The sequence below is a fragment of the Candidatus Villigracilis proximus genome (assembly GCF_016717045.1).
Lineage (GTDB): Bacteria > Chloroflexota > Anaerolineae > Anaerolineales > Villigracilaceae > Villigracilis > Villigracilis proximus.
The window spans coordinates 1-11,667 of the sequence record NZ_JADJUO010000034.1; the positions used below are offsets into that span (position 1 = coordinate 1).

At 52.2% G+C, this 11,667-nt stretch carries 15 protein-coding genes and 3 pseudogenes; 10 read left to right on the forward strand and 8 right to left on the reverse strand.

Annotated features, from left to right (window positions below; translation table 11 throughout):
• The 10 genes and pseudogenes from IPL71_RS23425 to IPL71_RS23470 all read left to right on the forward strand — a co-directional run.
• Positions 1-473: pseudogene (locus IPL71_RS23425) on the forward strand (hypothetical protein); the annotation flags it as partial.
• A complete protein-coding gene (locus tag IPL71_RS23430) occupies positions 460-780 on the forward strand; it encodes an SBBP repeat-containing protein (RefSeq protein WP_345325841.1) in 321 nt (106 codons plus the stop codon). The pseudogene IPL71_RS23425 and the gene IPL71_RS23430, both read left to right, overlap by 14 nt.
• Positions 773-1,024: an SBBP repeat-containing protein gene (locus IPL71_RS23435; protein ID WP_345325843.1), complete on the forward strand. Its 252-nt coding sequence runs from the start codon at positions 773-775 to the stop codon at positions 1,022-1,024. Before IPL71_RS23430 ends, IPL71_RS23435 begins: the two co-directional genes overlap by 8 nt.
• Positions 1,025-1,172: 148 nt before the next feature.
• Positions 1,173-1,232 (forward strand): annotated as a pseudogene (locus IPL71_RS23440) (SBBP repeat-containing protein); the annotation flags it as partial.
• Positions 1,224-1,448, forward strand: a complete 225-nt coding sequence (locus tag IPL71_RS23445; protein ID WP_345325872.1) for an InlB B-repeat-containing protein — start codon at positions 1,224-1,226, stop codon at positions 1,446-1,448. The pseudogene IPL71_RS23440 and the gene IPL71_RS23445, both read left to right, overlap by 9 nt.
• Before the next feature lie 51 nt (positions 1,449-1,499).
• On the forward strand, positions 1,500-2,324 hold the full coding sequence (locus tag IPL71_RS23450; RefSeq protein WP_345325845.1) for an S-layer homology domain-containing protein: 825 nt from the start codon (positions 1,500-1,502) through the stop codon (positions 2,322-2,324).
• A gap of 219 nt (positions 2,325-2,543) precedes the next feature.
• Positions 2,544-3,869 carry a tRNA (N6-isopentenyl adenosine(37)-C2)-methylthiotransferase MiaB gene (gene miaB / locus IPL71_RS23455; protein WP_345325847.1) on the forward strand — a complete coding sequence of 442 codons (1,326 nt, stop codon included), beginning with the start codon at positions 2,544-2,546 and terminating at the stop codon, positions 3,867-3,869.
• Between the two features lie 174 nt (positions 3,870-4,043).
• Entirely contained in the window at positions 4,044-4,961 is a 918-nt protein-coding gene (locus IPL71_RS23460; RefSeq protein ID WP_345325849.1) for an AEC family transporter, read from the forward strand.
• 4 nt (positions 4,962-4,965) lie between these two features.
• Complete coding sequence (locus IPL71_RS23465; protein ID WP_345325851.1) at positions 4,966-6,195, forward strand: peptidase MA family metallohydrolase; 1,230 nt, start codon at positions 4,966-4,968, stop codon at positions 6,193-6,195.
• Positions 6,176-6,487, forward strand: a complete 312-nt coding sequence (locus IPL71_RS23470; protein ID WP_345325853.1) for an acylphosphatase — start codon at positions 6,176-6,178, stop codon at positions 6,485-6,487. Before IPL71_RS23465 ends, IPL71_RS23470 begins: the two co-directional genes overlap by 20 nt.
• Before the next feature lie 209 nt (positions 6,488-6,696).
• Here the strand turns inward: IPL71_RS23470 and radC are convergent, their stop codons facing one another.
• The 8 genes and pseudogenes from radC to IPL71_RS23510 all read right to left on the reverse strand — a co-directional run bounded on the left by radC (position 6,697) and on the right by IPL71_RS23510 (position 11,608).
• A complete protein-coding gene (radC, locus tag IPL71_RS23475) occupies positions 6,697-7,410 on the reverse strand; it encodes a RadC family protein (RefSeq protein ID WP_345325855.1) in 714 nt (237 codons plus the stop codon).
• Positions 7,411-7,515: 105 nt separating this feature from the next.
• Positions 7,516-8,589: a hypothetical protein gene (locus IPL71_RS23480; RefSeq protein WP_345325857.1), complete on the reverse strand. Its 1,074-nt coding sequence runs from the start codon at positions 8,587-8,589 to the stop codon at positions 7,516-7,518.
• An 82-nt stretch (positions 8,590-8,671) separates the two neighbouring features.
• Positions 8,672-9,994 carry a cytochrome P450 gene (locus IPL71_RS23485; RefSeq protein WP_345325859.1) on the reverse strand — a complete coding sequence of 441 codons (1,323 nt, stop codon included), beginning with the start codon at positions 9,992-9,994 and terminating at the stop codon, positions 8,672-8,674.
• Positions 9,995-10,147: 153 nt separating this feature from the next.
• Positions 10,148-10,447 (reverse strand): HigA family addiction module antitoxin, encoded by a 300-nt coding sequence (locus IPL71_RS23490; protein WP_345325861.1) that lies wholly within the window; start codon positions 10,445-10,447, stop codon positions 10,148-10,150.
• A 9-nt stretch (positions 10,448-10,456) separates the two neighbouring features.
• Positions 10,457-10,733, reverse strand: a pseudogene (locus IPL71_RS23495) (type II toxin-antitoxin system RelE/ParE family toxin); the annotation flags it as partial.
• Positions 10,734-10,797: 64 nt separating this feature from the next.
• Positions 10,798-10,911, reverse strand: coding sequence for a hypothetical protein (locus IPL71_RS23500; RefSeq protein ID WP_514130853.1), 114 nt, complete (start codon positions 10,909-10,911; stop codon positions 10,798-10,800).
• Positions 10,912-10,922: 11 nt separating this feature from the next.
• A complete protein-coding gene (locus IPL71_RS23505) occupies positions 10,923-11,435 on the reverse strand; it encodes a response regulator (protein WP_345325868.1) in 513 nt (170 codons plus the stop codon).
• Positions 11,435-11,608: a sensor histidine kinase gene (locus IPL71_RS23510; RefSeq protein WP_345325870.1), complete on the reverse strand. Its 174-nt coding sequence runs from the start codon at positions 11,606-11,608 to the stop codon at positions 11,435-11,437. The genes IPL71_RS23505 and IPL71_RS23510 overlap by 1 nt, the downstream gene beginning before the upstream one ends.
• Positions 11,609-11,667 lie beyond the last annotated feature (59 nt).

The window sequence follows — 11,667 nt, forward strand, 5'->3', positions numbered from 1 at the left end:
CGCTGACTTTGAACAAAGACGGCTCGTTGAGCATTGCCTTTGAAACTGGCGCATTGACAGAAAGCGCGCGCCGATTGCCTACGGCAGAATATCAACGGCAAACGAGTGGCGAAAGTAGATGTTGCCTCCAAATCCGAGGGCAGGAAGTTGCCTTCAGGTGGGCACATACACGCGAACTACGCCCTGATGATCGACCCGACCCTGACCTGGAACCCTTCCTCCCGCGGCGGCAGGGGAGTGATATTGACACTGCCATCGCGGTCGATGGCGTGTGGGAGGTGTATGTGGCAGGGGGTAGTGACACCACCTGGGGCACTCCCGTGCTGGCCGATAACGCGGGCAATAACGCCTTTGCCGCCAAACTGAACTCCTCCGGCGTGCTGCAATGGAACACCTTCCTCGGCGGCAGCGGGAGTGATGTTGCCACTGCCATCGCAGTCGATGGCAGTGGCAATGTGTATGGCGGGTTTTAGCACCGCCACCTGGGGCGCTCCCGTGCGCGGCATGGCGTATAGCGCGAGCAATGACGCCTTCGCCGCTCAACTGAATTCCTCCGGCGTGCTCTGCTGGAACACACCTTACCTCCGGCGGCAGCGGAGTGATAGAGGCGATTCCATCGCAGTCGATGGCAGCGGGAATGTGTATGTGGCAGGCACCCCTGGTAACGCCACCTGGGGCGCTCCGTGGGCGTATAGCGGGGGGGACGAGCGCCTTCGCCGCCCAATTGAACTCGTCCGGCGTGCTGCAATGGAACACCTTCCTCGGCGGCAGCGTGACTGATCAGGGCTATTCCATCGCAGTGGATGGCAATGGCAATGTGTATGTAGCAGGCAATAGCAGCACCACTTGGGGCGCTCCCGTGCAGGCGTATAGCTCGGGCGGTGACGCCTTCGCCGCCCAACTGAACTCCACCAGTGGCATGCTGCAATGGAACACCTTCCTCGGCGGCAGTGGGTATGATGTTGGCACTTCCATCGTAGTGGATGGCAACGACAATGTGTATTTGTTGGCACTTCCATCGTAGTGGATGGCAACGACAATGTGTATATGGCAGGCACTAGTAACGCCACCTGGGGCGCTCCCGTGCGGGCCTATAGCGCGGCCAATGACGCCTTCGCCGTCCAACTGGACTCGTCCGGCGGGCCGCACCGAATACCTTCCTCGGCGGCAGCGAGGCTGATGATGGCAATTCCATCGCAGTCGATGGCAGTGGAAATGTTTATGTGGCTGGCGATAGTAGCGCCACCTGGGGCGCTCCCGTGCAAGCGTATAGCGCGAGCAGTGACGCCTTCGTTGCAGTGCTCTCGTCCACCTACACCGTGACCTTCGATGCGAACGGCGGCAGCGGCTCGATGTCACCGCAGGTTGCCAGTTCCGCCACTGCGCTGACAAGCAACGTCTTTACGCGCGCCGGTTACCTTTGCGGGCTGGAACACGCCTTGGCTTGACGGCCTGGTACAGCCCACGCCAATGGCGCTTCGTATCCCTTCACGGCGGATGTGACGCTCTATGCCCAGTGGACAGTGGCTACCTACACCGTGACATTTGACAAAGACGGTGGTACGGGAACCACTGACCCGATCACCGGCGTCGCCTACAATGCAACCGTCACTCTGCCGACTAATCCGACCAAATTAGGAAATAACTTCGGCGGCTGGTACACAGCGATCAACGGAGGCGGCACACAATTTACAGCAGCCACTCCGGTGACAGCCAACATCACGGTCTATGCCAAGTGGACGGCGGATGTTGTTATCACTCCGATCTTTATCGATGTGCCATATAGTTATTGGGCCAATAGCTATATCGAACGTCTGTATCTGGCCGGTATCACCAGTGGCTGCACAACCACTCCGTTGAATTACTGCCCTGATAGCACAGTCACCCGCGCTCAAATGGCTGTCTTCCTTTTGAAGGGCATCCATGGTTCAAGCTATGCTCCACCCGCCGTGGGAGTCAGCACCGGTTTTGGTGACGTGGCTGCTGATTACTGGGCCGCGGCCTGGATCAAACAACTCGCAGCTGAAGGCGTCACCAGCGGATGTGGCAACGGAAACTACTGCCCCGATCAAACCGTAACCCGCGCCCAAATGGCAGTCTTCCTTTTGAAAGCCAAATACGGTTCATCCTATATTCCGCCCGCTGTGGGAGCCTCCACCGGTTTCAACGATGTCGCGACCAACTACTGGGCGGCTGCCTTCATCAAGCAATTGGTGGCGGATAGCATCACCAGTGGCTGCGGCAGCAACAACTATTGCCCTGATTCTGATGTCACCCGCGCACAGATGGCGGTCTTCCTCGTCAAGACTTTTAATCTGCCTTAGTAAATATATTTGAGCGAAAAGAGAGTCTCCGCAAGGGGGCTCTCTTTTTTAACTTCGTAAAACTTCGGAAGTCTTTTTTTTAGGCGGCTTCATATCTTTAGAGGCTTCATGGGAGACTTCCGAAGTTTGGGCAGTATTTAGCCTGCGAGCACCCATTCCTGCCCATCTAAATCTGACTGCTCTTGGTATAATTCGCGCCTACCAGAAATCAGGAGCACTATGAAATATCACATTTGGACTGAAGGATGTCAGATGAACGTCGCCGACTCACAGCGGGTCGGCTCTTCGCTTGAGCATCTAGGTTACACCCTTACTGAAACCATTGAAGAAGCAGACGTTATTGTTTTAAATACCTGTGTCGTGCGCCAGTCTGCCGAAGAAAAAGCCATGGGGCGCGTCACTTCACTTGCACCGCTTAAGAAAAAAAACCCCAACCTGATCATTAATTTGATGGGCTGTATGGTCGGCGTGCGCGGCGCGGAAAAATTACGCGAGAGACTTCCCTTTGTGGATGTCTTCTCCCCGCCCTCTGACCCCGGCCCGTTGATCTCGCTCCTCACGCAGGGCGAAGTCCACTCGCTGGAAAACGCGGAAACCACGCGCCGCTTCCTGATGATGGACGATGAACTGATTCTCCCTGTGGCAGAGCAGGGCAAACTGGTCAGTGCGCATGTGCCGATTGTGTACGGCTGTTCACACGCCTGCACCTTCTGCATCATCCCCTCCAAACGCGGCGGCGAACGTTCGCGGCCTGTCGGCGATATTGTCGGCGAAGTCCGCTCGCTGGCGCGGCAGGGCGTAAAAGAAATCACATTGCTCGGTCAGATCGTTGATCGTTACGGCAAGGATATTCCTGACGGCCCCAACCTCGCTGCACTCTTGCGTGTCTTACACGAAGTGGACGGCATCGAACGCATCCGCTTTTTAACCTCGCACCCAAATTATTTTGAAGATGACCTGATCCACGCCATCGCCGAACTTCCGCGCGTCATGCCGCATATCGAACTCCCGATTCAAGCCGGCGACGACGAAGTGCTCGTCAACATGAAGCGCGGCTATACCCAACAGCAATACCGCGACCTCATCGCAAAGATCCGCACGCACATACCGGATTGTTCCATCGCCACCGACATCATCGTCGGATTCCCCGGCGAGACAGAGGAGCAATTCATGGAGACGTATCGCGTCCTCTCTGACCTGAAACTGGATGTGGCGCATCTGGCACGTTACTCCCTGCGAGAGGGTACCGTCGCCACCCGCCGCATGGACGACAACGTCCCCGAAGAAGACAAACTGCGCCGCCTGCACATACTCGATGATCTACAAGAAAAAATCGTGGCAGAGATCAACAAAAAATATCTCGGCGAAAAAGTGGATGTGCTCTTCGAGAATAAGGTCAAAGGCCGCTGGCGCGGACGCACTCCCACCAACAAAATTGTCTTCGTTGAATCAGAAGATGACTTAATGGGCAAGGTGCTGCCCGTCACCGTCACATGGACAGGCCCGTGGTCGATGCAGGCTGTCTTGCAGAAACAACCTCTCTGATCCCTTTGTAAACTATATGGAGCTGGACAGTATGGGCCTGGACAGCTTGCTGTCCGTATTTCGAGAAAAACCCCATCAGCAAGCTGATGGACTCCATAAAACCATAACGACCATAACGGGCGGACTTCTTTACAGAAGCCGCCCGTTTTATTTGGGGGTTATAATTTCTTACACATGTCTCTCAACGAACTCTTCACTACATTTGCGAACAACCTGCTCCCCATTCTGCTGGTCAGCGGTGCGGGATTTGCACTCGGCAAATTACTCGTCATCGATTCACGATCACTGGGGCGTGTGGTCTTTTATGTATTTAGTCCATTGCTTGTTTTTGACCTGATGATAAAAAGTAAATTGAATCTGCAACAGGCTTTTACAACCGTGGCCTTTACCGCCTCTGTCATCGCCGTAATGGGATCGATCGCCTTCCTGCTCGGAAAATTATTCCGCCTCGAAAGGCCATACTTGCTGGCAGTCATTCTAACGGTGGCTTTTGGCAATACCGGCAACTACGGCTTGCCGCTGGTTAAATTCGCTTTCGGCGATGAAGCGCTAGCGGTTGCATCCATATTTTATGTGACCACCACCATCCTCTTTAACACGGTCGGCGTGGTGATCGCATCCCTCGGCCACATGGATTTGAAATCTGCGCTGCTCGGGTTGTTCAAAGTGCCCATTATTTACGGTGTCACTTTGGCCTTGCTGATTAAAGGCATCGGAATTCAACTGCCTTTGCCCATTTCACGTACAATTGAAATTGCCGCGAACGGCGCCATCCCGGTCATGCTGATCCTGTTGGGGCTGGAACTGACCCGTATTCAATGGTCACATAGTTTTCGGGCATTGGGATTGGGCGTTGCTGTAAAACTTTTGCTGGGTCCGCTGGTTGGATTGTTGCTTGCGAATCTATTCGGAATGCATGGCACAGTCCATCAGGGGAATGTGTTGGAAGCCGCCATGCCTGCAGCGGTTGCAACGACAGTTGTCGCAACTGAATATAAATTAGAACCGTCACTTGTCACAGCCATTGTTTTTCTTGGCACGGCATTAAGCCCGCTGACACTGACGCCGTTAATTGTTTATCTAGCGAGGTAATGAAATGTCACATCCGCGCAAGCTGATCTTAAGAATAGTTGCGATCCTCTTGATGGTCGCATTCATTCCATTGGACACGCACCAGGCCCGGGCGCAGAATGGAATCGTGGTGGAAAATGCCACAGTGGCTGTTGATTTTGGCAGCACGATCACATTCGCAGCCAGGATCAAAGCTCCAATCGCCATTAAACAAGTGTCGCTTCTTTTTCGCGGTGTGAATGAAGAAGTGACCCGGGTTGAAACCGTGCAGGTCGGCGCGGATGGTTCGGTAAGTTTTACGTATGATGCTTCGCTGAATGTATTTCCGCCGTTTAGCTGGATCGTGTTTTGGTTTCAGGCCACACTGGAAGATAACCAAACCTATACCAGTTCGCCGATTACGTTTCCGTATGATGACAATCGTTTCCCGTGGCGCAGTGTGACACAGGCCAATGTGACAGTGCATTGGTACGCGGGCGATGACTCTTTTGGTGCGGCCGCATTGGATGCCGCAGGCGCGGGCATGTTGGGCATGAATGAATTTATTCCGATCTCACTCACTGAGTCTGTTAATATTTATATTTATTCAAACATTACCGATCTGCAAAACACACTGACGCTGGGCGGCGAGGAATGGGTCGGGGGACATGCCAACCCCGAACTCGGCATTGTGCTGGTTGCGATTGCGCCGGGCCCAACCCAAACCATTGAAATGGAAACAAAATTCCGCATGAACTTGACACATGTAATGATGTATCGTTCGCTGGGAAAAACATACGCGGCCCAGCCCGTCTGGCTGTTGGAAGGCGCAGCAACCATGATGGAACTTTATCCCAACCCTGATTACAAAAACGCGCTGGATATTGCCAGCCAAAGCAATTCTTTAATTTCATTCGACAAGTTATGCGATTCTTTCCCCGCCGATGCCGGAAACGCCTATCTGGCATATGCCCAGTCCCAATCATTTGTGACCTACATCCGCGAGACCTATGGCACTTCGGGTCTGGCGCGGTTAACCAAAGCCTACAGCGACGGATTCAGTTGTGAGCTTGGCGCGAACAATGCGCTCGGCACTCCCCTTTCTCAATTGGATGCGCGCTGGCGCGAAAGTGTATTGGGGCAAAATGTTACAGGCGTGGCCGCGCGTAATCTTTCACCTTTTATTTTATTAATGATATTGGTTTTAGTGGTTCCAATGTGGGGCGCAATTGATATGTTGCGTCAAAGGAGAAAAAGTGCAGCCCAATCCAAATGAAATTTCAAATGAAACCATACGTGTTCACATTCGGGTAAAAGGACGGGTGCAGGGGGTTGGCTTTCGGGCGCATGTGGAATACCACTCCCTGCAAATCGGGGTGCTGGGCTGGGTGCGGAATAAAGCCGGATACACGTTGGAAACCGTGGCCGAAGGCACGCGCGAACAGATTGATCAATTCATCGAGATGGTGAAAACAGGTCCAAGCGCATCGCGGGTGGATGAAGCGATCATAGAATATGAGCCAACAACTGGGCACTTAAACGGATTCAGTGTGAAACATAGTGTTTGATTTATATGCTCCCGAAAGGGCGTCGGGACAATGCGCGCCCGGGCGCGGCCCCCGCGGCAGAGGGCGGCCCGCCGCCCCGGGGAGGAAAGAAAAGGTGAGCGGTGGTGGCCGGGTCGGAGCGCAGCCGAAGCACGGGGTGATCGTCCTTCGACTACAGACTTCGCGAAGAACGCTCAGTCTTCCGCTCAGGATGCATGAAATTGTGTAGATTATGAAAATCCCAATCCGCGTTCTTTGAGCGAAACCCACTTGCCCTGACCGATGACCATGTGATCGAGCACGTCAATATCCAATAATTTTCCGGCCTGTACGATGGCGCGAGTCACAGCCACATCATCGGGGCTGGGGGTTGGGTCGCCGCTGGGATGGTTATGCACCACAATGATCGCTGATGAATTCGTGCGGATCGCATCCTTAAACAATTCCCCCACCCGCACCTGCGAAGAGTTGACCGATCCTTTGTAAACTTCAACTACTTCCAAAACGCGGTTTCTTCTATCCAATAAAATCACACGCAAATGTTCCTGCTCCAAAGCTGACATTTCATATTGCACAAGCGCAGCCGCATCCGCGGGGCTATTGATCGATGCGCGTTCTTCAGGAGATTCAAGAGTCAATCTTCTGCCCAATTCAATTGCAGCTTTGATCTGCGCGGCTTTGGCTTCACCCATTCCATGCTGATCCATTAATTCCTTGATCGGCGCGCGATGCAAACCCAGAATCCCGCCAAATTTTTTCAACAAGCGCTGACCCACCTCCACGGCATTTTCTCCCACTACCCCCACACGCAATAAGATGGCGATCAACTCGGCATTCGTCAACGCCTGCGGACCCAGCGCAGATAATCGCTCACGCGGACGATCTGATTCGTGCAGGTCAGAAATGCGATAAATGGGTTTGGGGTTGGTATTGGATTCAGTCATTGGATGCCCTCGCTTTAATTTTGGCAATTTTACAATAGAAATATAAATAAAAGAACGGGGGAAAAATATTTTTCACCCGTTCCTGACCAATCAAAAAATTTTAATTTATCCACCAGGGCGCGGACCGGGTCCACCGCTGCCACCAGGAAGGCTTGGTCCGCCAGCCGGGCGCGAACCCAACGAAGATTCAAACTGGTTGACATTACCGCGTGCCTGCGGCATTTGTCCACGGGCGAGTTGGGTGGTGATCTCATCAAACCTACCGGAGAATTGATTCAGGTCGGGGCCGCCGGGCCGATCCGCTCCGCCAAAGTTGGCAAAACCAGCCTGTGCATTTTTGCCGAGTTGCGCAAGCTTTGTCAGCTCATCACGGCTGAGTTTGTTATCGCCCATCGCATTTTTTGCAAAATCTACAAAATCAAACGCGGACTGTAATGCTGCGATCTTGTCAGTGGGGATATTATCCGGCTGAATCTGTGAGAGCTGATCCACACGTCCCTGCTGTTCAGATTGCAGAACAGAGATCATATCCTGAGCCTGCGTCTGCATCTCCTGAGCATTGGTCTGCGCCTGTTGCGCAGCATCTTCCAATTTTGCGATTGATTCCTCTGCCACAGCCAATCCCTGCTCAAGAGTGCTGCTGATCTCTTGTAATGACGAGTCAATGGAAGTGAGCGTATCGTTCAACTGTGAAAGTTCGGATTCAATGGCATTTAATTCCACGATCATATCGGTCGCGAGGTCGGCGTACAGAGTGTAATATTCAGCCATCAAATCTTCGGCATATTCCACATAGTAATCTGCATAGTAATAATAATCATAAACATAGACGACTTCTTCACTGGTCACAGCATCATCGGTGGTGGTGTATGTGACGGCGGTTGTGGCCTGCTCAGTGGCAGCGACAGCTTCTGCCACCGCTTCATCGATCAGCGCGGCCAGTTCCTCTTCGGTCAGGTTGACATATTCCACGGTTGGGCCGGGGGTTGGCGTGGCGGGCATGGCGGTCAATGTGTTCGAGTTGACCGTGGCTTGCGCAAGGGCCTGTGATTGCTGCGTACCAGCCACCGCAGTTCCAACAACATCGGAAGCAGCCGTAGCAGGAGCCTGCGAACCGCAAGCCAAAATCGTACTCGCCAAAACAAACACACTTACAACAGTTCGAAGCATGGATTTCATTTTTGTTCCTCCAAAGTTAAATTTCACATTTACTTCACTAATCATTTTCAATTTTCTTTTTACACTTATTACTTATTACTCATCATACAACGCGCTTCGTCACGATCAAATTTACATTTTTGTCGGGACGCAAAGTCACACTGGGGTTGGGTCTTGCAAGCGCAGACTGGGCTGAAGAAATATTCCAGCGGCGCGCGATCATTGCTAAAATTGCGATCGCTTCTGTCATTGCAAAATGCTCACCGATGCATACCCGGCTTCCGCCGCCAAAAGGGAAGAAAGCGTAACGGGGAAACGAAGCCTGATCGATCTCGTACCAGCGTCCGGGTCGGAATTGATGCGGATCATCATAGAAGCGCGAGTCGTGATGTGTCACCCACTGACTGACCAGCACCGTCGAACCGGCCGGGATGTGCTGTCCGCCGATCTCGCAATCCTGCACGGCTTCACGTCCCATGGCCCAGGCGGGCGGGCGCATTCGCAGAGTCTCTTTTACAACCATGCGCGTGTACGGCAAATTCTGAATATCTTCAGCTGTCGGGAAGCGATCGCCCAGCACAACATCCACTTCATCCTGCAAACTTGCCATCACCTGCGGATGATGCGCGAGCATATCCCAGCACCATGCCAAAAGGAGGGCCGTGGTTTCGTGGCCGGCCAGCAAAAAGGTCAGGGTGTGTGCGTGGATCTGTTCATCGGTAAACTGCCCGTTGCTGTTTTCCTTCAAGATGTGGATCAAGGCGCGCTTGGCATCTTCCGCCTGTGGATTTTTCAACAGAGACTCAGCCACTTGACGCAGATCCGTGCTGGCCTGTTTGAATTTTGGAAATAACATGCGGGTCGCATCCGGAAGGGGAAGCTGAGTCAGCGGAAAGAGTTTCATCAACGTCCCCATCGACTCGCTCACGCGTTCGACAGTCCCTTCGGGAGCACTGCCGAAGAATGACCAGAGTGCAATATTCAATGTCAGACGCATCATATCTGCGGACATATCCACGCGCGCGCCATTCTGCCAAGTAGAAATATGCGCGAGGGTATTTTCATTCATCACCGGCAGATACTCTTCCATGCGATGACGGTGAAACGCGGGCTGTAATGTGCGGCGCTGGGCAAGATGTTCCTCGCCTTCACTGGTCAGCAGGCCTTCGCCCAAAATAATGCGCGCGCGCTGCAAGCTGGGACCTTTTATAAAATTTCCCTGCTGTTTCACCAGCACCTCTTCAATAAATTCGGGGTGACTGAATAAAAACAGATCACGCTTGCGAAGTTTGATGTGCGCGATATCGCCCTGCTCATGCGCAAGGTCGGTCAATGCATGAAGCGGACTGCGAAGGATGTTCCAGATAAAACTAAAGGATGGCTTTTGGCTAACAGCGGGATTTTCCAGTACCAGGTTTGTTTGCATGGGTGATCTCCTTATCAATAGTCAAAGGATACCCGTGCCGTTAATTTATGTCCGCCCGCGTGGGTGGGTAATTGTTTTCCCTCTTTAGTGGGTGGAGCTTTCCTATTGAGAATGCTTTGCAAAAAGAGCAACTCGTTGCGAGTTGCTCTTTTGTTACACTGCCACCAGCGGACGAACCTCACGGTCCAGCCTTTTACCAAGATGATCTTCTGCAACATCCAGATCAAACTGAGTTTGCAGCCCCATCCAAAACTGTGATGAATTGCCAAAGAACCGCGAAAGGCGTAAAGCAGTGTCTGCGGTGACCGCACGCTTGCCCAACACGATCTCATTAATACGGCGTGCATCCACACCAATATCAATAGCCAGACGGTTCTGGCTAAGATTCATCGGCTTTATAAATTCTTCGAGCAATACTTCACCCGGATGAACAGGGTTGAGTTTTTCAGTCATTCATACTCCTTAATGGTAATCTGTAATTTCAACATTAAATGCATCACTACTCAGCCATTCAAAACAGATTCTCCATTGATCGTTAATTCGAATACTATATTTTCCTTCCTTATCGCCGCTCAACTTTTCAAGGCGATTTGCGGGGGGAATACGCAGATCATTGATATTGGCAGCATTGTTAATCATGCGCAATTTTCGCAGTGCAACCTGCTGAATATCCACAGGCAATTTACGCGAACGTTCACGTTGATATTTTTTGAGTTTCTGCATCATTGAAGGTTTTAACACAAGATAATTATATAGCGCATACGCTAAGGCACTATACGCATAACAAGCCAAAGAAAATTCACTCACAATTCTTCAGGCATCACCAACCCAAAGCGGACCGCCATCAGCGCGGCCTGGGTTCTATCGTTCACGCCGAGTTTTGCAAACAGATCACTGACATAGCCCTTCACCGTCATTTCGGTCAAAATTAATTCAAGCGCAATTTCTTTATTGCTTCGCCTTTGGCGATCAATTTCAAAATATCGCGTTCGCGGCCGGTCAATGATTCAAACGGATCATCGGGCATCGGCGCACGTGACATTAATCTGCGGGCGATGTCGGGGTGAAGTTGCGGCTTGCCTTGCGCCGCGCCGCGAATGGCAGCGATCAGATCATCGCCATTCATTTCCTTTAATAAAAATCCGCTCGCGCCCGCACGTAGCGCCGCATAAATATGCGCATCATCACTGAAGGTCGTCAGGATCAAAACCGGCAAAACAGGAAACTCAACACGCACTTGTTTGAGCGCATCCACACCGTCCATTTCGGGCATTTGCATATCCATCAAGACCACATCGGGTTTGTGCTTTTTGATCAACGCCAGCACCTGCGCGCCGTTCTCCGCCTCACCCACCACACGCATATCTTTTTCAGCGTCGATCGTCATTTGCAAACCACGACGCACAATTTGATGATCGTCTGCGATTAATATTTTCAACATTATGACCTCGGCAAACTTAAAGTAAACAAAAGAGTCGTACCCACACCGGTTTCAGATTTAATTTCAAACTCACCGCCCAAAGCCAGCACACGCTCACGCATTCCGCGCAGACCGTAATGACCGTGCGGCGTGGCGCCCACATCAAAACCATTCCCATCATCACGCACCAGCACCTTTAATATTGAATCTTTTTTATTTCAACATGCGCGGTTCTGCTTCCGCTGTGTTTAAT